This is a genomic window from Pseudomonas sp. MF6755 (assembly GCF_016405635.1).
In the GTDB taxonomy this organism is placed as follows: domain Bacteria; phylum Pseudomonadota; class Gammaproteobacteria; order Pseudomonadales; family Pseudomonadaceae; genus Aquipseudomonas; species Aquipseudomonas haemolytica.
Genome location: NZ_JAEKDA010000006.1, coordinates 1 through 19,887 on the forward strand (window position 1 = coordinate 1; position 19,887 = coordinate 19,887).

Sequence of the window (19,887 nt, forward strand, 5' to 3'; positions counted from 1 at the left end):
AGGATTACATCGCCTACTACAACCAAGACCGCATAAGCCTCAGACTGAATGGCTTGAGTCCGATACAATTTCGGACCCAGGCACTAAATCAATAGCGTCTCCTGTCCAACTTTTGGGGGGCAGTTCATGTAAGAGCGGAACCCATAGTAGCCGTCACCTAAACAATGGATATGTACTCGAACCAACCCAACATTCTGGTCGGCTGCCAGGCCGCCTTCGCAGGCAAGCCACACAGTTCGATCGCGTCGCATCAAGTAGATAGTCGGTGGCTGTCACGCCGCCACGGGAGCAAGCCCCCTCCCACATTGGACCAAGGTGTATCAGTTGGATTATGCCCGGCCCAGGCGTTTATCCAGCCCCACCATCGCCAACGCCACCAGCACAAACCCCACCAATAATCCGCCGGCATTCACAAACACTTGGGGATAACCCAGGGTCAGCACATCAATGAACGGGTACTGATACTGCCCGAGCAAATCCCCCCGCAACAGCACATACCCGAAGTACACCAACGGGTAGATCACCCAAACACCAACGTGTCTGAACCGCAACTGGCCCTTGGGCACGCAACGCCACCAATAGATCAAAAACAACAGCGGCATCACGTCGTGCAGCAATTCGTCGGCGATAAATTGAAAGCCTTGGGGGCTCCACAAATGCCGCAGCAGCAGGTTATAGACCAGGCTCACCACGATGATGCTGGCGGCAATCGCACTGCTGACCTGGGGCGCCAGGAAAAACTGCTTCGCCGCAGATTCGCGGTTCACCAACGCATAGCTCAACACCACCATCACCAGGGTGTTGGTCAGTACGGTGAAGAAACTGAAAAAGCTGATCAAGCCGCCCAGCAGACTGGCGTCAATGCTCCAGCGCGAATAGAAAATCAGATATTGCTGGATCCCCAGTCCTACCCAACCGGCCAGCGCTGCCGCTGCGACAAAGCGCTTCATGGCCTCAATCCAGCGGGCGTTTGGTACGCATCAGCTTGACGTACAGACCTTCGACCTTCTCCCGCGCCCAAGGGGTTTTGCGCAGGAAGGTCAAGCTCGACTTGATGCTCGGGTCGCTCTTGAAGCAGCGGATATCAATACGCTCGGCCAGGCCGCTCCACTCGTAGTGTTCCACCAGGGTGGTGAGGACGTGTTGCAGGGTCACCCCGTGGAGCGGGTCGTTGCTTGTCGCGGTCATGCCAGGCCTATTGCAAAAAGAGGAAACACAGCCGCGCACCTTAGCCGACGAGGCGTGCAGGTGGAAGCATTGCATTGAATATAGCCCGCCAGGGAAAGTTCCCCCTCCAGACGAAAAAAGAGATGTTATATTGTAACCATATCTATCAGACGTTTTGCCTAGGAATATCCGATGTCCCTGCCTTCTCTCTGGCGCTTGTCCCCCCTCGCCGCCGCCCTGTTGATCAGTTCCCAAGCCCACGCCCTGGAACTGCCGCCCCAAGTTGTCACCGGCAACCCGTTGGGCAGCGAACAACTCGCTTCGCCCACCACCGTGCTGGAAGGTGATGACCTGACCCTGCAACAAAAAGGCAGCCTCGGCGAAACCCTGAACAAGCAGCCGGGTGTGTCGTCGTCGTACTTCGGCCCGGGCGCCAGTCGCCCGATCATTCGGGGCCAGGATGGCGACCGTATTCGCATCTTGCGCAATGGTGTGGGCGCACTGGATGCCTCGTCGCTGTCCTATGACCACGCGGTGCCGCTGGACCCGATCAACGTAGATCGCATCGAAATTGTGCGCGGCCCGGCCGCCCTGCTGTACGGCGGCAGCGCCATCGGCGGTGTGGTCAACACCTTCGATAACCGCATCCCCACCGAAGCCATCGAAGGCATCCACGGCGCCGGCGAACTTCGCTACGGCGGCGCCGACACCACCCGCAGCAGCGCGGGCAAGCTGGAAGCCGGCAACGGCACCTTCGCGTTGCACCTGGACGCCAATGCGCGGGAATTCAACGACCTGAAAATTCCGGGCTACGCCCGCACCCGGCACGCCCCGGCGACCGAAGACGGCCCAGGTAAAAATGGGCGCCTGGGTAACAGCGACGGGCGCCAGGACGGCGGTGCCGTGGGCGGTTCATACACCTGGGAGGATGGGTATGCCGGGCTGTCCTACAGCAACTACGACAGCAACTACGGCTCGCCGGCCGAGCAGGATGTGCGCATCCGCATGCAGCAGGATCACTACGCCTTCGCGTCCGAGATCCGCAACCTGCAAGGGCCGTTCACCTCGGTGAAACTCGACGCGGGCTACACCGATTACGAACACCGCGAAATCGAAGGCGGCGAGACCGGTACGACCTTCAAGAACAAGGGCTATGAGGCCCGAGTTGAAGCCCGTCACCAGCCTATCGGCCCGTTCGATGGCGTGGTAGGCGCCCAAGTGACCCGCAACGAGTTCTCGGCCCTGGGCGAAGAAGCCTTCGTGCCCCAGACCGACACCAACGCCGGCGCACTGTTTATCCTCGAAGAGATGCAAGCCACCGAGCGTCTGAAACTCAGCCTCGGCGCCCGCGTGGAACACACTACCGTCGACCCGGACGCCAAGGGCAACGAGCGTTTCGCCAATGCAAACAAGAGCAATCACTTCACCGCCGGCAGCCTGTCGTCCGGCGCGGTGTACAGCCTCACGCCCATCTGGTCGCTGGCCGCCACCTTGGGCTACACCGAACGCGCACCGACTTTCTACGAGCTGTATGCCAACGGCGCCCACGTCGCCACCGGCACCTACGAGTTGGGCGATGCCAACCTGAAGAAAGAAAAAGCCGTGTCCAGCGACCTGGCGCTGCGCTTTGACAATGGCACCCACAAGGGCAGCTTCGGCGTGTTCTACAGCCGTTTCTCCAATTACATTGGCCTGCTGGGCACTGGCCGCACCTTGAACGATGAAGGTGAAGAGGACGCGGGCGGTATTCCTGAATACGGATATTCCGGCGTGCGTGCGCGGTTCGCGGGCTTCGAAGCGCAGGATCACTGGAAGCTGGGTGAAGGCGCCTACGGCAAGTTCGCGCTGGAACTGTCGGGCGACTACACCCGCGCTACCAACCTGGACACCGGTGAAGCCTTGCCACGCATTGCACCGTTGCGCTTGAGCAGCGGCCTGCTGTGGGAGCTGGACCGCTGGCAGGCACGTATTGATGTGGAACATGCGGCAGGCCAAGGGCGTGCGCCGGATAACGAGAGCGGCACCGATGGCTACACCACGCTCGGTGCCAGCGCCGGTTATCGCTTCAATGTCGGCGGTAGCCAGTGGCTGGCCTTCGTCAATGGCGAAAACCTGACCAACCAGACCGTGCGCTATGCCAGCTCGATCCTGCGCGATATTGCGCCGGCGCCAGGCAGAAGCGTGCAATTCGGAGTCCGCACCACCTTCTAACAACACCGCAGTTCCCCTGTGGGAGCGGGCTTGCTCGCGAATGCGGTGTGTCAGTCAGCATCATTAGTGACCGATACACCGCATTCGCGAGCAAGCCCGCTCCCACACTTGTTTTGCAGCGACGATTCGTCACTGTTACCAGATCTGAAATGATGTATCTCGCGATTTACGCTTTCTCTTGACGCTCCAGCACCTTATCCTTGCAGCAACAAACTGAAACGTTTCACGCCTGCGATCGACCCCATCTTGCCGAATTTCCATTTACGCAAAGACAGCGCTGTCTTAAATCGATCTGCGCCCGGCGATCAATCGCACGCCTGTGGATAACCGAGTTATCCCCAGAAAAACCGAAATTACCGATGAACCAAGCCCGCGCCGAATCGTCATCTACAGTGAAGCACGGGGTTACATAATTATTCCAACGTCACGGAGAAACACACTATGAGCACTGATGGTGCTTCAAGCCCAAGCCGCCTGCTGCCCAGGCTGCTGGGGATCTTGCTGCTGATCATGGGGCTGGCCTTGCTGGCTGGCGGCGTCAAGCTGAGCATGCTCGGCGGGTCGCTGTACTACCTGCTGGCGGGTATCGGCATCGCCCTGACCGGCGTGCTGCTGCTGGCTACCCGCCGCGCCGCGCTGGGCCTGTATGCACTGGTGTTGTTCGCCAGCACCGTGTGGGCACTGTGGGAAGTCGGCCTGGACTGGTGGCAGTTGGTACCGCGCCTTGCCCTGCTGTTTGCCTTGGGCATCGTCATGCTGCTGCCGTGGTTTCGTCGTCCGTTGCTGCGTGGCCAAGCCGCGCCGCTGGGCACTGGCGCGCTGAGCGTTGCCGTGGTGCTGGCCGGTGCTACCGCCCTGGCCAGCCAGTTCACCAACCCAGGTGAAATGGTCAAGACCGGCCAACTGGACCGCGACGCGGTGCCGGGCATGGCCAACGCTGCGCCGACCCAGGCCGATGGTGACTGGAACTCCTATGGCCGTTCGGCCTACGGTGACCGTTACTCGCCACTGGCGCAGATCACCCCGGAAAACGCGCATAAGTTGGTGCCTGCGTGGACCTTCCGTACCGGCGACATTCCTGGCGCAGGCGACCCCGGTGAAACCACCGCGGAAAACACCCCGCTGAAAGTCAATGGCATGCTTTACGTGTGCACACCGCACAGCCAAGTGATTGCCCTGGACCCGGACACCGGCAAGGAAATCTGGCGTTTCGACCCGAAGATCACCACCCAGGGTGCTGAAAACTTCAAGGGTTGGGCACACATGACCTGCCGTGGCGTGTCGTATCACGATGACGCTGCCTACGCTTCCGAGCAGAGCCCGACCGGCAGCGCCAGCCCGGCTGCTGCGCCGAACGCCTGCCCGAAACGCATCTTCGTCCCGACTGCCGACACCCGTCTGATCGCCCTGAACGCCGACACCGGCAAGATGTGCGAAGACTTCGGTGACAAAGGCCAGGTCGACCTGCGTGCCAACATCGGCAGCTTCGCCCCAGGTGGTTACTACTCCACCTCGCCACCGGCCGTGACCAAGAACCTGGTCGTGATCGGCGGTCACGTGACCGACAACGTTTCCATCGACGAGCCAAGCGGTGTGATCCGCGCGTTCGACGTGCACACCGGCAAACTGGTGTGGAACTGGGACAGCGGCAACCCGGACGACACCACCCCGTTGGCCGAGGGCAAGACCTACACCCGCAACTCGCCGAACATGTGGTCCATGTTCAGCGTCGATGAAAAACTCGGCATGCTCTACCTGCCGATGGGCAACCAGATGCCCGACCAGTACGGCGGCGACCGTACCGACGATTCCGAAAAATACGCCGCTGGCCTGACCGCCCTGGACATCGACACCGGCCACGTGAAGTGGACCTTCCAGTTCACCCACCACGACCTGTGGGACATGGACGTAGGCGGCCAGCCTTCGCTGATCGACATCAAGACCGAAGCCGGCGTCAAGCAGGCGGTGATGGCGTCGACCAAGCAAGGCAGCATCTACGTGCTGGACCGTGCCACCGGCCAGCCGGTTGTGCCGATCCACGAAGTCGCGGTGCCGCAAGGCGCAGTGGCGGGCGACCGTACCTCCCCTACCCAACCGAAGTCCGACCTGAACTTCATGCCGCCGCCGTTGAAAGAACGCGACATGTGGGGCGTCACGCCGTTCGACCAGTTGATCTGCCGGATCGACTTCAAGTCGCTGCGCTACGACGGCCCGTTCACCCCGCCATCGCTGCAAGGCTCGATCGTTTACCCGGGTAACTTCGGCGTGTTCGACTGGGGCGGCATCTCGGTCGATCCGGTTCGCCAGATCGCTTTCGTGAACCCGAGCTACATGGCGTTCAAATCGAAGCTGATCCCGGCTGCCGACATCGCCAAGCAAGGCCCACGCGTCAGTGAAACCGAAGGCGTACAGCCGAACAAAGGCGCACCGTACGGTGTGATCCTCGAAGCACTGCTGTCGCCAATGGGCCTGCCGTGCCAGGCGCCGGCCTGGGGCTACGTGGCAGCGGTCGACCTGACCAACCACCAGACCATCTGGATGCACAAGAACGGCACCGTGCGTGACAGCTCGCCGGTTCCGATCCCGCTGACCATGGGCGTGCCTAGCCTGGGCGGTACGTTCACCACCGCCGGCGGCGTTGCTTTCCTCAGCGGTACTCTCGACCAGTACCTGCGCGCCTATGACGTGAAAAACGGCAAGCAATTGTGGGAAGGCCGCCTGCCTGCAGGCGCGCAAACCACACCGATGACCTACACCGGCAAGGACGGCAAGCAATACGTGCTGGTCATGGCGGGGGGCCATGGTTCCCTGGGTACTAAGCAGGGTGACTATGTGATGGCGTTCAAACTGCCGGATTAAGCAGAACCGGCGGTAAAACAAAGGCGGCTACCTGATGGGTAGCCGCCTTTTTTTCGTCCTGACAACCATCAACAATCGTCAACGTGTGAGCCATCAGTCGGCTAAAAAACCGGCGTTTCAAGATAAATCCTATCCGTCCTCTGTTCCCTTGAAACTAATTTAGTGCACACGCCCTGCGTACCCTATAAGCACACTGATAAAACTCAAAAGGGAGCTTCTGAACATGATGGACCATGCCGCGACAAAACCAACCACGTCCAAGACAACAAAAATCATAGAGCTTGAATATCTCGATACTTCAAGTCTGAAAAAGCTTATCAGTGGAGAAGTACTTGCCATTCGAGTACCTGAGTTTGCGAACGCAAAAACCAGCGAGCGATTAAATCAAATCATCGGTGATGCCGCCACGCTGGAGCAATACAGTCACGAAACCTACGAAGATGGCCGCGTCGTACAGCACTTTTATGGCGTACATCGCTGGGGCACCCCGTTCAACTCCACTTACGGCAAGGCCGTCGGCAGCGATGCCCACGTCAAATATTATGCTGACGCAGCCCATATGCGCGGGGTGATCGACAGCATTTGCGCACCTGAAAAACCTCCCATCCAACACCTGATGGAACAGCTCCAGGAGATCTGGCCGCAAGGCGCCGTCGCCGCTGCGTTTCAAGGCCAACCGATGTTCTGCGGCATTATCCGCGCCATGTTTCCCGAGACGGCGCACCTCTCGGAAACGGTGCCCCATGTGGATTGCCTACCCCGCTCGATCGCAGAACTGGAACACCAATTCAGCGCCAATATTTATCTTGAAACGCCGCCTTCAGGGGGAGAGTTGATCATCTGGGATACCGAGGCCTTTGCCTATGACGAGGTCAAGCGTTTCGAAGGCGACCAACTGCCCGAGCACCGTTTACAAAAGCCGCTGCATATCCAGCCGCGTAAAAACGAACTCGTGATTATCAATACCCGCCGCCCCCACGCCATTTGCGGATTCGAGTCGGGAAAACGCATCAGCATGCAGTCGTTTATCGGCTATAACGCGGGTGAACCGTTTTATTTCTGGTGCTAATACTTTTAACACTCTTGCAGATGGACCTCTTTTTATGACGCCCGAAGAATTCCGTCGCCATGGCTACGCCATGATCGACCTGATCGCAGACTATCGACAAAATATAGAGCAGCGCGGCGTACAGCCCACCACGGTGCCTGGCGAAATCAAGGCCGCCCTGCCGGTGAACCCGCCAGAAAGCGCCGAACCGTTTGAACAGATCATGGGCGATGTGGAAAAGCTGATCATGCCCGGGCTGCTGCATTGGCAGCATCCGAGCTTTTTCGGTTTCTTCCCTTCCAATGTGGAATTGTCCTCTGTGCTGGGCGATTGCCTGAGCACCGGCCTGGGTGTAGTGGGACTGTCTTGGCAATCAAGCCCGGCACTCACCGAAATTGAAGAAGTCACCACCGATTGGCTGCGCGACATGATCGGCCTGAGCCGTGAGTGGAGCGGCGTGATCCAGGACTCCGCGTCTACCTCCACCCTGGTGGCCCTCATCAGCGCCAGGGAACGTAGCTCCCAGTACGCACTGGTGCATGACGGCCTGCAAAACAGCGGCGCGCCGCTGATCGTCTACACCTCAGCCCATGCGCATAGTTCGGTGAACAAGGCGGCGATCCTGGCCGGGTTCGGCCAGAACAACATCCGCATGGTCGCCACCGACGCACACAATGCGATGTCGCCGCAGGCATTGGCGTACGCCATCGAACAGGACCTGGCCGCCGGCAACCGACCCTGCGCGGTCATTGCTACCACCGGGACCACGGCCGCCATGGCGATCGACCCTCTGGATGCGATTGGCGAGCTGACCCAACGCCATGGCCTGTGGCTGCATGTCGACTCGGCCATGGCCGGCGCCGCGATGATCCTGCCGGAATGCCGGGCACTGTGGAATGGCATCGAAAAAGCTGACTCGCTGGTCCTCAACCCGCACAAATGGCTGGGCGCGGCCTTCGATTGCTCGGTGTACTTCGTTCGCGACCCCGAGCATTTGATTCGCATCATGACCACCAACCCGAGCTACCTGCAGTCCAACGCCGACGGCCAGGTCAGAAACTACCGCGACTGGCGGATCTCCCTGGGCAGCCGCTTCCGCGCCCTGAAGCTGTGGTTCCTGATCCGCGAGCAGGGTGTCAGCGGCCTGCAAGCGCGGCTACGCAGAGACCTGGCCAATGCACGTTGGCTGGCGGAGCAGATTGAAGGCAGCGAGCACTGGAAGCTGGTGGCCGCGCCCGCCCTGCAAACCCTGTGTATTCGCCATGAGCCGCCAGGGTTGAACGGCGAAGCGCTGGACAATTACACGCGTGCCTGGGCAGAAAGGCTCAACCAGTCTGGAAACGCCTACGTCACCCCGGCCATCCTCGACGAACGCTGGATGGTGCGCGTGTCCATCGGGGCACTGGGCACCGAACGCCAGCACGTCGAACGGTTATGGACGTTATTGCAAACCCTGGTGGTTTAAACCGCGCTCAAGTCGGTACGCGCTCACGCCTCATCCACATCTCGAACGCCATGGCATTCAACGGCCGGCTGATCAGGTAGCCCTGGGCGGTGTCGCATTTCCAGCGTTTGAGCAGGGTGAGGCTGTGTTCGAACTCCACACCCTCGGCGACTACCTTGAGGCCCAGGTTGTGGCTCATCTCGATGGTGGAGCGCACGATCACACCGTCGCCGCTGGTGCTGTCGAGGTTGCGCACAAAGGACTGGTCAATCTTCAATTCCTGCACCGGCAAGCGTTGCAGTTGCGCCAGGGATGAATAACCGGTGCCGAAATCATCCACCGACAGGCTGATACCGCAGTCGCGCAGTTGCTCCAGGACGCTGAGGGCTTGCTGTGGGTTGTGCATGATTGCGCTCTCGGTAATCTCGAAAACCAAATGCTCGGCGGCCACGCCGTGTTGGGCCAGTAGCGCAGTGACGCGAATGGCCAAGTCGTCATCGGCCAGGTCGTTCACGGAGATATTCACCGACAACTGCATAACCAGGCCACGCTGAGCCCATTCGGCAATCTGGCGGATGGCTTCTTCAATCACCCACAAGGTCAGGGCGCCCATGCTGCCGGTGCGTTCGGCCAAGGGAATGAACTCCGTGGGGGACACCTGCCCAAGGGTCCGATGCTGCCAACGCAGCAAGGCTTCCGCCTGATCCACGTGGCCGTGCTTGAGGTCGAGTTTGGGTTGGTAGCACAGGAACAATTCGCCCTCGATCACCGCGCGGCGCAGGTCGCGAATCAAGGTGATCTGGCGTTGGTGAGCGAGGTCGCGGTCGGGCTGGTAGATCTGCAAATGCCCCGGCAGATTGGCAGCGTCATGCCGAGCAATGGCGGCGCGGTTGATCAGTTCTTCCACCTGCTGCCCGTCAGCGGGGTACGCGGCGATGCCGATGCTCACTTCATGGCGCACTTCGTCGTTGCCGATGCGCTGGGGTTCGGTCAGCAGCCCATAGAGGCGATCGGCACGGGCCACAGCACTCTCGACTTCGGTGTTTTCCAGCAAGAGTAAAAACTCACTCCCAGCGATGCGCGCTGCGGTGTCGCTGGCCGACAGACTCATGGACAGGCAACGGCTCGCTTCGCACAACATCTCCTCGACGCCTTGTGGGCCAAAGCCTTCGTTGATAACCCGGTAGTTTTCAATCCCCAGGTACAGCAACACCACCGGCCGTCGGGCGCTGATTGCACTGCCCAGGCGCTCCATGGCCAGGGCGCGGTTGGGCAGGCCGGTGAGCGAGTCGTGCAAGGCGTTATGGGCCAGTTGCCGCTCGCGCACGGCGATACCGCTTTGCATGGCGTTGAAAGCGCGGGCCAGCAGGCCGAATTCATCGTCACTGCGCACCCGCACTGGCGTGCGGTAGTCACCGGCACCAATCCGCTCGGCGGCTTGCACCAACGCATTGAGCGGGCGTGACACGCGCCGCGCCAGAAACAACGCCGCCGCCAGCGAAACCAGCAGCACCGCCAGGGCAATCCCGAGAAATTGCCGGTCCAGCGGCGCAAAGGATTCCAGGGCGTGGTCCAGCGGGCTTTGCAACAGCACACGTACCTCATCACCCTGGCCGCTATTGGCCAATGGCAATACCTGGCTGAGTACACGCTGACCATAAAACAGGTGGATCCGCGCCTCGGGATCCAGTTGCGTGCCATGCAGGAAGCCGACAACGGCGGGCCTGAACGCACCAGGCTGGGTGGTGAAAAGCTGGCCGACATGGCCGTCCTGCACACAGAGGAACGACACCTCAAGGTTGCTCATGGAGCGCAGCTCGTGGGCGAATTGCGTGTCCATGGGAAAGCCCATGACCACGCGGGCGATGGGCGCCGGGTCGAACACATCCTTTTGCACCAGCAAATAGGGGCGCCCCGCCATAGCGACGATCAACATTTGCAGGCCGCTGCGCCGCGCCTTGCGCAAGGCCTCGGCATAAGGGAACGACTGACCTGGCTTCAGCTCCAGCAAGGTACTGACCATGACCTTGTCATCCAGGCCCAGCACAACCACTTCGCTGGAGCTGACACCGGTACCATGGCGCCCCAGGGCCTCCAGGATCGGCACCGTCTCGCCACGGGCCACGGCCTGCTTGAACGGGCCGTCGGCGGTGAGCCAGTCCAACCCGTATTGCAGGCGGCGGCCGCGCAGGTCCAGCAGGCGCTCGAACACCTGCCGCCCGGTGTCCAACTGCACCTCGGCCTGATTCTCCACCGCCCGGGTGGTGGCGGTCTTGACGGCAAAATAGGTCGCGGCCACGACCACCAGCAACAACAGCGCCAGCACCCCGGCAATACGGGTTTGAAAGGTGTGGCGCCACTGCGTGGCCGTGCCCTCTGGCCGCGCTCGTCGCTCTGTGCTCAACCTTCCTTCTGTCATACGCGTCCCTGCCGACTGCTGACCTGGCGTCAAAAAAACATCCTTTTATGGCTACGTGTTGCCATAGAAGATTAGCCGGGACTGTGGATAAGTAAAACCCAATAATTACCGGGTCTTCAGCGTCATATTTTTGACCAAAAAGCAGTCGAGTGGCCCGGATTAGGCCTGCCCATCTGCTCCGCCAGATGACCACTGGTCTGCCGCGTTATTTCATGCAATATGTTGCTATCTCGCCTGCACCATTGAAACCACCGCCACCCCGCCCCATCTAACCTGCATACTTCCTTATGCAGGTGCCCCATGAGCGACCAGCAAGACGTCCCTGATTACGACCTGAACGACTACGCCGACCCCGAAAACGCTGAAACCACCTCGTCCAACACCGGCCTGGCGCTGCCTGGGCAAAACCTGCCGGACAAGGTCTACATTATCCCGATCCACAACCGGCCGTTTTTCCCGGCGCAAGTATTGCCGGTGATCGTCAATGAAGAACCCTGGGCCGAAACCCTGGAACTGGTGAGCAAATCCGACCACCACTCTCTTGCCCTGTTTTTCATGGACACGCCGCCCGAAGACCCACGGCATTTCGACACCTCGGCCCTGCCGCTGTACGGCACCCTGGTCAAGGTGCACCACGCCAGCCGTGAGAACGGCAAGCTGCAATTCGTCGCCCAGGGCCTGACCCGCGTGCGCATCAAGACCTGGCTCAAGCACCACCGCCCACCGTACCTGGTGGAAGTCGAATACCCGCACCAGCCCAGCGAGCCGACCGACGAGGTCAAGGCCTACGGCATGGCGCTGATCAATGCGATCAAGGAACTGCTGCCCCTCAACCCGCTGTACAGCGAAGAGTTGAAGAACTACCTCAACCGCTTCAGCCCCAACGATCCGTCGCCGCTTACCGACTTCGCCGCCGCGCTGACCTCGGCCACCGGTAACGAGTTGCAGGAAGTGCTGGACTGCGTGCCCATGCTCAAGCGCATGGAAAAAGTCTTGCCGATGCTGCGCAAGGAAGTCGAAGTCGCACGCCTGCAAAAAGAGCTCTCCGCCGAAGTGAACCGCAAGATCGGCGAGCACCAGCGCGAGTTTTTCCTCAAGGAACAGCTCAAGGTCATCCAGCAAGAGCTGGGCCTGACCAAGGACGACCGCAGCGCCGATGTCGAGCAGTTCGAGCAGCGCCTGGAAGGCAAGGTGCTGCCGGCCCAGGCGAAAAAACGCATCGATGAAGAACTGAACAAACTGTCGATCCTCGAGACTGGCTCGCCGGAATACGCAGTAACGCGCAATTATCTGGACTGGGCCACCTCGGTCCCCTGGGGCGTGTACGGCGCAGACAAACTCGACCTGAAACATGCGCGCAAGGTGTTGGACAAGCACCATGCAGGCCTGGACGACATCAAGAGCCGCATCCTCGAGTTCCTCGCAGTGGGCGCCTATAAAGGCGAAGTCGCCGGCTCCATCGTGCTGCTGGTGGGCCCGCCGGGCGTGGGCAAGACCAGCGTGGGTAAATCCATCGCTGAATCCCTGGGCCGGCCGTTCTACCGTTTCAGCGTCGGCGGCATGCGTGACGAGGCCGAGATCAAGGGCCACCGCCGCACCTACATCGGCGCTATGCCCGGCAAGCTGGTGCAGGCGTTGAAAGACGTGGAAGTCATGAACCCGGTGATCATGCTCGACGAGATCGACAAGATGGGCCAGAGCTTCCAGGGCGACCCGGCTTCTGCACTGCTGGAAACCCTGGACCCGGAGCAGAACGTCGAATTCCTCGACCATTACCTGGACCTGCGCCTGGACCTGTCCAAAGTGCTGTTCGTGTGCACCGCCAACACCCTGGACTCGATCCCAGGCCCGTTGCTGGACCGTATGGAAGTGATTCGCCTGTCGGGCTATATCACCGAAGAAAAAGTCGCCATCGCCAAGCGCCACCTGTGGCCAAAACAGTTGGAAAAAGCCGGCGTCGCAAAAAACAGCCTGACCATCAGCGACGGCGCACTGCGTGCGTTGATCGACGGTTATGCGCGCGAAGCCGGTGTGCGTCAGTTGGAGAAGCAACTGGGCAAGCTGGTGCGCAAGGCGGTGGTCAAGCTGCTGGATGAGCCCGACAGCGTGATCAAGATCGGCAACAAGGACCTGGAAAGCTCGTTGGGCATGCCGGTATTCCGTAACGAGCAAGTGCTGTCCGGCACCGGGGTGATCACCGGCCTGGCCTGGACCAGCATGGGCGGCGCAACCTTGCCAATCGAGGCGACGCGTATCCATACGCTCAATCGCGGCTTCAAGCTCACCGGGCAGTTGGGTGAAGTGATGAAGGAGTCCGCCGAAATCGCCTACAGCTACATCAGCTCGAACCTGAAGTCGTTTGGCGGTGATCCGAAGTTCTTCGATGAAGCCTTCGTACACTTGCATGTGCCGGAGGGTGCCACACCGAAAGACGGCCCGAGTGCCGGGGTGACCATGGCCAGTGCGTTGCTGTCCCTGGCACGTAACCAGCCGCCGAAGAAAGGCGTGGCAATGACCGGCGAGCTGACCCTGACCGGGCATGTACTGCCGATTGGCGGGGTACGTGAAAAAGTGATTGCGGCGCGGCGCCAGAAGATTCACGAGTTGATCCTGCCGGAGCCAAACCGTGGGAGCTTTGAAGAGCTGCCGGAGTATCTGAAGGAAGGCATGACTGTGCACTTTGCCAAGCGCTTTGCGGATGTGGCGAAGGTGCTGTTCTGACAGTTATGTAGTGCCTGAGCTGGCCCTTTCGCGAGCAAGCCCGCTCCCACATTTGACCGAGTTCATCCTTTGGAATGCGGTCACATGTGGGAGCGGGCTTGCTCGCGAAGAGGCCAGCCAAATCAACACAAAACCCTGCCTTGTCACACCTTGTCTCATCTTCGGTTATGCTCCCCCTTCGTCGTGAATCAACGGAGCCCCCATGACCGCTGCCCGCCTGCTTCTCCCCTTGAGCCTTGCCCTGCTGGCTGCCTGCGCCAGTGCGCCAAAGCAAAACATCAGCGTGGAAAAACAGAGCAGTTGCCCGCTCCAGCTTAAAACCGGGCAAAACCTGATCCTCACCCTGCCGAGCAATCCCACCACCGGTTATCGCTGGGCCATCCAGGATTCCGCCGGCGGTGTTTTGCACGCCTTGAGCCCCGAGGTCTACAGCAGCACCGAATCCGGTGTGATCGGTGGCGGCGGCCAGTCTACCTGGCGCTTCCAGGCGTTCGCCGCCGGCCAGGGCCGTTTGCGCCTGACCTCCCAGCAACCTTGGGAGCCGGAAGCCGAGCCCGTCGAAACCTTTGACTGCGCCATTACGGTGAACTGATATGCCATGGCTGATTCTTGCCTTGATGGGCGCCGGCACCTTTATCTACGGCTTGGCGACTCATGCGACGCTGCTGTGCCTGCTGGTCAAGCCGCTGCCGGTGCTGGCGCTGCTGGGTTGGCTGCATGACGCGCCGCCCACTGACTATCGACGCTGGATCAGCCTGGGGCTGATTTTTTCCCTGGTGGGCGATGTGTTGCTCGCCTGGCCAGGGGACCTGTTTATCTTCGGCCTGGGTGCGTTTCTGTTTGCGCACCTGGCCTATCTCAAAGCCTATTTCAGCGACTGTCGGCGTCTGGCGTTGCTGCCGCTGGTGTTGGCCCTGGGTGTCGGGGCGATCCTGCTGAGTATTCTGATTTCCCACGGCTTGGGCGAGCTACTGATACCGGTGGTGGTTTACGCACTGGTGATCAGCGCCATGCTCTGGCGTGCGTTGGCGCGGCTGGGCAGCGACGTGCCGAAACGCTCGGCTCTGCTGGCGGCGGCGGGTGCGGTGTCGTTTGTGTTTTCCGATACGTTGATCGGTATCAATCGGTTTGTGCTGGCGTTCGATGCGGCGCCGTATCTGTTGATCACCACGTATTGGCTTGGGCAGTGGGGCATCACCGCCTCTGCTTTCCATCAGACAACCCGCGCATCCGAGGGCCAACTTGGCTAAAATGCCGGCCTTTCCCCTTCGTCGCCGGAACAGCCGTGAGCAAAGAACCCGATCGCCTATTCGCCCAGCCCCTGCCCCAGGTGCCGGACTTCGCCTTTAACGAGGATGTGGTGCGGGTGTTCCCGGACATGATCAAGCGCTCGGTGCCGGGTTACCCGACCATCGTCGAAAACCTTGGCGTGCTGGCCGCGCAATTCGCCCAGCCCAATAGCGTGCTGTATGACCTGGGCTCATCCCTGGGTGCCGTCACCCAAGCTTTGCGTCGCCATGTTCGCACCGAGGGTTGCCGGGTGATCGCGGTGGATAACTCGGCGGCGATGGTCGAGCGTTGCCGCCAATACCTCAATGGCCAGGACTCGATGTTCCAGGAGTTGCTGCCGGTGGAGGTGATCGAGGGCGATATTCTCGCCCTGCAGTTCCAGCCCGCCTCGGTGGTGGCGCTGAACTTTACCCTGCAATTTATCGCCCCCGATGAACGCCTGGCGTTGCTCGGGCGTATCCGCCAATCGCTGCTGCCGGGCGGCGCGTTGATCCTTTCGGAAAAGCTGCGTTTCAACGATGTTGAAGAGCACGCACTGCTGACCGACCTGCATATCGCGTTCAAGCGCGCCAACGGCTACAGCGAACTGGAAATCGCCCAGAAGCGCAGCGCCATCGAAAACGTCATGAAGCCCGACAGCCTCGAAGAACACCGCGAACGCCTGCTGGCGGCCGGGTTCTCGAAAGTCGTGCCGTGGTTCCAGTGTCTTAACTTTGCCTCGTTGATTGCCTTGCCATGATTGATTTGTCCCCCCTCGCCCGCCACCTGGTCGGTACTCCTCTGGCCGTTTGGGCCCAGGGCCTGCAAGCGCAGCTTGATAGCAAGATGGAAAAGGGCCATGGCGACCTGGAGCGCTGGCAGAGCGCGTTGGATGCGCTGCCGCAGATCCAGCCCAGCGCAGTCGACTTGCTCAATGGCCTGGTACTGGATACCGATTGCGACGACGCCACCCGCGCACAAATGCACACCGCCTTGATGGGCCTGAGCCCGTGGCGCAAAGGCCCGTTCCACCTGTTCGGCGTGCATGTAGACACCGAATGGCGTTCGGACTGGAAGTGGTCGCGGGTGGCGCCGCACCTGGACCTGAACGGCAAGCGCATCCTCGATGTCGGCTGCGGCAACGGTTATTACATGTGGCGCATGCTCGGCGCGGGGGCCGACAGCGTGATTGGGGTGGACCCGAACTGGCTGTTCTTCTGCCAGTTCCAGGCGGTGCAGCGTTACCTGTCTGAGCCCAGGGCGTGGCACCTGCCATTCCCATTCGAAGACTTGCCGGCGAACCTGGAGGGCTTTGATACGGTATTTTCCATGGGCGTGTTCTACCACCGCCGCTCGCCCATCGAGCACCTGCTGGCACTGAAAGACTGCCTGGTCAAAGGTGGCGAACTGGTGTTGGAGACCCTGGTGGTAGAAGGCGATCAGCAACAGGTGCTGGTGCCAGAAGACCGTTACGCACAAATGCGCAACGTGTGGTTCCTGCCCTCGGTACCGGCGTTGATGCTGTGGCTGCGGCGTGCCGGGTTCAGTGAGGTGCGGTGCGTGGATGTGAGCGTGACCACGGTTGAGGAACAGCGTGGGACTGAGTGGATGAAGTATCAGTCCCTGAGTGACTTTCTCGACCCCGAAGATCACAGCAAGACGATTGAAGGGCTGCCAGCGCCGATGCGGGCGGTGATCATCGCCAAGAAGTAACGGTGAGATATCACTGAATAAACGAAGATCCAAATGTGGGAGGGGGCTTGCTCCCGATGGCGGTGGCTCAGCTGAAAACATGCTGACTGACACACTGCTATCGGGAGCAAGCCCCCTCCCACATTGGATCTCCTTTGTTGGCTAGAGTGGGGGTTTGGCCCTTCTGGCCTTGAAGAACTCACTCAAGACAGCCCCGCACTCCTCGGCCAGCACCCCACCTTCAAACAACACCCGATGATTCAGAAACCCCTGGGTAAAAAACTGCCCCTGGCTCTGCACAATCCCGGCCTTGGGCTCCAGTGCGCCGTACACCACCCTTGCGATTCGCGAATGCACAATCAAGCCGGCGCACATGCTGCACGGCTCCAGGGTCACATACAGCGTGCTGCCCACCAGGCGGTAGTTGCTGATCGCCTGGGCGGCAGCGCGGATCGCGACCATTTCGGCATGGGCGCTGGGGTCGTTGCCGCTGATCGGGCAGTTGAAGCCGCGACCGATGATTTCACCGTCCTGCACCACCACCGCGCCGACCGGCACTTCACCCAGCGCGGCGCCTTGGGCGGCGAGGGCCAAGGCTTCGCGCATGAAATCCTGGTCGCGGCTGCGGTCGATAATCGCCGCGGGGCGAATCTGGCGCATCACGCCACCTCGATGGCGGCCATCAGGCCGGTTTCCATGTGGTCGATCACATGGCAGTGGAACATCCACACCCCCGGGTTATCCGCCACCAACGCCACGCGGGCACGCTCGTTCTTGCCCAGCAGATAGGTGTCGGTGAAGTACGGGATCACCTTGTGGCGGTTCGAGGCGATCACCTTGAAACTCATGCCGTGCAGGTGGATCGGGTGTTGGTATTGGGTCATGTTCTTCAATTCGAAAATGTAGCTCTTGCCCTTTTCCAGCTTGGCAATCGGGCGGTCGGCGCAGGTCTTGTCGGTGATGTCCCAGGCCTGGCCGTTGATCTGCCACAGGCTCGGCGGCTTGCCGTTGTCCACGTTCACCGAGACCGAACCGACCCATTCAAAATTGAAGTTGAGTTTCTCGGCATTGGCCAGGTCCGGCTCGGCAATCGGGTTGGCCGGTAATGCCGGTGGCCACTCAGTGGGCGCGTCGGTATTGGCCACTGAACGAAAGGTGCCAAGGCGCACCGGGCCGTTGCGGATCGACAGCTCTTCGCCCGCCGGCGGTGCCTTGATCGCCAGGCAAATGCGCATGCCCGGGCCCAGCCAGTATTCCTTGCCCAAGGGGCGCGGCTCGATCGGGTTGCCGTCCAGCGCGTAGATCTGCGCTTCAACGCCGGGAATGTTGAGGCGGTAGGTCAGGGTGTTGTCGAGGTTGAGCAAGCGCACGCGCGTGATCTGCCCGGCCGGCAGGTCGACCACTGCCTGGGACACGCCGTTGATCGTCGACAAGCGCCCCGCCGTGCCGCCCCGCGCCGCTTCACGGGGGATGCTGAAGGCGACGAAGGCGCCCTCTTCGTCCACATGCCAGCTTTTCAGGCTGAGGGTGCGCTCGTATTTGAAACCGGTGGGCTCGCGCTCTTCGATGATCAGCGGGCCGACCAGGCCACGGCCGAGTTCTTCGCTGCTGTTCACGTGGGGGTGGTACCAGTAGCTGCCGGCGTCGGGCACGCGGAATTGGTAATCGAAATACTCGCCAGGCAGTACCGGTAACTGCGAGACGTAGGGCACGCCGTCCATTTCCAGCGGCAGGCGGATGCCGTGCCAGTGAATGGTGGTGGCAACCGGTAAATGATTGATGAAGCGTACTCGCAGCCATTCGCCCTGGCGCACGCGCAACTCGGTGCCAGGCGCCGAAGGGCCGAATGCCCAGGCTTGGGTCTGGTGCCCCGGCACCAATTCCACGTCCAGGGGCGCGGCAATCAGTTGGTAATCGCTTCCTGCGTTGGCATCGGCAACCTTACCCAGCCAGTAGCGGTAGGCACCACCGGCGCCCACACCTACAACGGCCAGGCCGGCAAGGCCACCGAGGATCTGTCGACGGGAAAACGATTGGGACACAACAACCTCACGTATCTGCCGCAGGCCAAGGCCCGCAAAGGGCAGATACGATACACCTGCATCGGCTAAACAGTAAGACTTCGCATTGCCGCATGGCGCAATTGTAAAGCCCGGCGAAGATCAAATGTGGGAGCGGGCTTGCTCGCGAAAGCAGTGTGTCAGCGAATACATCGTTAACTGATCTACCGCATTCGCGAGCAAGCCCGCTCCCACATTCTGGTCCTCAGTGTCCTTTAGACTGTGTTCGCTCAGGTCCTGGCAGCCGCCAGAATCAAGGCCTTCATCTCGGCAACCGCACCCTTGAAACCGACGAACAGCGCATGGGCCACCAACGCATGGCCGATGTTCAGCTCGTTGATGCCCTTGATCGCTGCCACCGCTTCGACGTTGTGGTAGTGCAAGCCATGGCCGGCGTTGACGATCAAACCTTCATTGAGCCCGCAGTTCACGCCATCGATGATGCGTTGCAGCTCGTCGGCCACTTCGGTCGGGGTGGTGGCATCGGCGTAGCGGCCGGTATGCAGCTCAATGGCAGGGGCACCGACACGGCGCGAGGCTTCGATCTGGCGCTCGTCAGCGTCGATGAACAGCGACACTTCACTGCCGATCTTCGACAGGCGCTCCACTGCGGCCTTGATGCGCGCTTCCTGACCGGCGACATCGAGGCCGCCTTCGGTGGTCAGTTCCTGGCGGGTTTCCGGCACCAGGCAGATGTGTGCCGGGCGGATGCGTTCGGCAAACACCATCATTTCTTCGGTGACGCCCATTTCGAAGTTCATGCGGGTTTGCAGCACGTCCTTGAGCAGCAGCACGTCGCGCTCCTGGATGTGGCGGCGGTCTTCGCGCAGGTGCACGGTGATGCCGTCGGCGCCCGCTTCTTCGGCGTCCAGCGCGGCCTTGACCGGGTCAGGGTAACGGGTGCCCCGAGCCTGGCGCAGGGTGGCGACGTGGTCGATGTTGACGCCAAGAAGAATGCGATTGCTGGTGGTCACGGAAGCGCTCCTGAAAAGGGAAA

General features: G+C 60.8%; 16 protein-coding genes. 10 read left to right on the forward strand and 6 right to left on the reverse strand.

The genetic code is table 11. The features are described 5' to 3' along the window. Positions 1-95: IS3 family transposase (locus JFT66_RS08800; RefSeq protein ID WP_198859121.1), on the forward strand; the 95-nt coding region annotated here is incomplete at its 5' end. 234 nt (positions 96-329) lie between these two features. Here JFT66_RS08800 and JFT66_RS08805 read toward each other — a convergent pair. Together JFT66_RS08805 and JFT66_RS08810 are read right to left on the reverse strand one after the other, a co-directional pair. Beyond that, positions 330-950 (reverse strand): Pr6Pr family membrane protein, encoded by a 621-nt coding sequence (locus JFT66_RS08805; protein WP_198859122.1) that lies wholly within the window; start codon positions 948-950, stop codon positions 330-332. 4 nt (positions 951-954) lie between these two features. Continuing rightward, positions 955-1,188 (reverse strand): VF530 family DNA-binding protein, encoded by a 234-nt coding sequence (locus JFT66_RS08810; RefSeq protein WP_003188882.1) that lies wholly within the window; start codon positions 1,186-1,188, stop codon positions 955-957. Between the two features lie 171 nt (positions 1,189-1,359). Here JFT66_RS08810 and JFT66_RS08815 point away from each other — a divergent pair, with 171 nt between their 5' ends. The 4 genes from JFT66_RS08815 (at position 1,360) to JFT66_RS08830 (ending at position 8,750) form a co-directional block, all read left to right on the forward strand. Then, the gene (locus tag JFT66_RS08815) at positions 1,360-3,378 is read left to right on the forward strand and encodes a TonB-dependent receptor (protein ID WP_198859123.1); all 2,019 of its coding nucleotides are present in this window, start codon (positions 1,360-1,362) and stop codon (positions 3,376-3,378) included. Between the two features lie 441 nt (positions 3,379-3,819). Then, positions 3,820-6,237: a glucose/quinate/shikimate family membrane-bound PQQ-dependent dehydrogenase gene (locus JFT66_RS08820; protein WP_034118293.1), complete on the forward strand. Its 2,418-nt coding sequence runs from the start codon at positions 3,820-3,822 to the stop codon at positions 6,235-6,237. A 223-nt stretch (positions 6,238-6,460) separates the two neighbouring features. Next, positions 6,461-7,306: a 2OG-Fe(II) oxygenase gene (locus tag JFT66_RS08825; protein WP_034118292.1), complete on the forward strand. Its 846-nt coding sequence runs from the start codon at positions 6,461-6,463 to the stop codon at positions 7,304-7,306. Positions 7,307-7,340: 34 nt separating this feature from the next. After that, positions 7,341-8,750 (forward strand): pyridoxal phosphate-dependent decarboxylase family protein, encoded by a 1,410-nt coding sequence (locus tag JFT66_RS08830; protein ID WP_153838809.1) that lies wholly within the window; start codon positions 7,341-7,343, stop codon positions 8,748-8,750. A gap of 7 nt (positions 8,751-8,757) precedes the next feature. Here JFT66_RS08830 and JFT66_RS08835 read toward each other — a convergent pair whose 3' ends face one another. Continuing rightward, positions 8,758-11,148: a putative bifunctional diguanylate cyclase/phosphodiesterase gene (locus JFT66_RS08835; protein WP_198859124.1), complete on the reverse strand. Its 2,391-nt coding sequence runs from the start codon at positions 11,146-11,148 to the stop codon at positions 8,758-8,760. 300 nt (positions 11,149-11,448) lie between these two features. Here JFT66_RS08835 and lon point away from each other — a divergent pair, with 300 nt between their 5' ends. The 5 genes from lon (at position 11,449) to cmoB (ending at position 16,851) form a co-directional block, all read left to right on the forward strand. Beyond that, positions 11,449-13,869 (forward strand): endopeptidase La, encoded by a 2,421-nt coding sequence (lon, locus tag JFT66_RS08840; protein ID WP_034118290.1) that lies wholly within the window; start codon positions 11,449-11,451, stop codon positions 13,867-13,869. Between the two features lie 202 nt (positions 13,870-14,071). Continuing rightward, positions 14,072-14,461: a protease inhibitor I42 family protein gene (locus JFT66_RS08845; RefSeq protein ID WP_034118289.1), complete on the forward strand. Its 390-nt coding sequence runs from the start codon at positions 14,072-14,074 to the stop codon at positions 14,459-14,461. A 1-nt stretch (position 14,462) separates the two neighbouring features. Then, a complete protein-coding gene (locus JFT66_RS08850; RefSeq protein WP_198859125.1) occupies positions 14,463-15,119 on the forward strand; it encodes a lysoplasmalogenase in 657 nt (218 codons plus the stop codon). Positions 15,120-15,154: 35 nt separating this feature from the next. Next, entirely contained in the window at positions 15,155-15,898 is a 744-nt protein-coding gene (gene cmoA / locus JFT66_RS08855) for a carboxy-S-adenosyl-L-methionine synthase CmoA (protein ID WP_034118287.1), read from the forward strand. Continuing rightward, the gene (gene cmoB / locus JFT66_RS08860; protein ID WP_034118286.1) at positions 15,895-16,851 is read left to right on the forward strand and encodes a tRNA 5-methoxyuridine(34)/uridine 5-oxyacetic acid(34) synthase CmoB; all 957 of its coding nucleotides are present in this window, start codon (positions 15,895-15,897) and stop codon (positions 16,849-16,851) included. Before cmoA ends, cmoB begins: the two co-directional genes overlap by 4 nt. Positions 16,852-16,992: 141 nt before the next feature. Here cmoB and tadA read toward each other — a convergent pair whose 3' ends face one another. The 3 genes from tadA to pdxJ form a co-directional block, all read right to left on the reverse strand. Beyond that, the gene (gene tadA, locus JFT66_RS08865; RefSeq protein WP_198859126.1) at positions 16,993-17,490 is read right to left on the reverse strand and encodes a tRNA adenosine(34) deaminase TadA; all 498 of its coding nucleotides are present in this window, start codon (positions 17,488-17,490) and stop codon (positions 16,993-16,995) included. Then, a complete protein-coding gene (locus tag JFT66_RS08870) occupies positions 17,490-18,872 on the reverse strand; it encodes a multicopper oxidase family protein (RefSeq protein WP_034118284.1) in 1,383 nt (460 codons plus the stop codon). Before JFT66_RS08870 ends, tadA begins: the two co-directional genes overlap by 1 nt. A gap of 248 nt (positions 18,873-19,120) precedes the next feature. Continuing rightward, on the reverse strand, positions 19,121-19,864 hold the full coding sequence (pdxJ, locus tag JFT66_RS08875; RefSeq protein WP_034118283.1) for a pyridoxine 5'-phosphate synthase: 744 nt from the start codon (positions 19,862-19,864) through the stop codon (positions 19,121-19,123). Positions 19,865-19,887 lie beyond the last annotated feature (23 nt).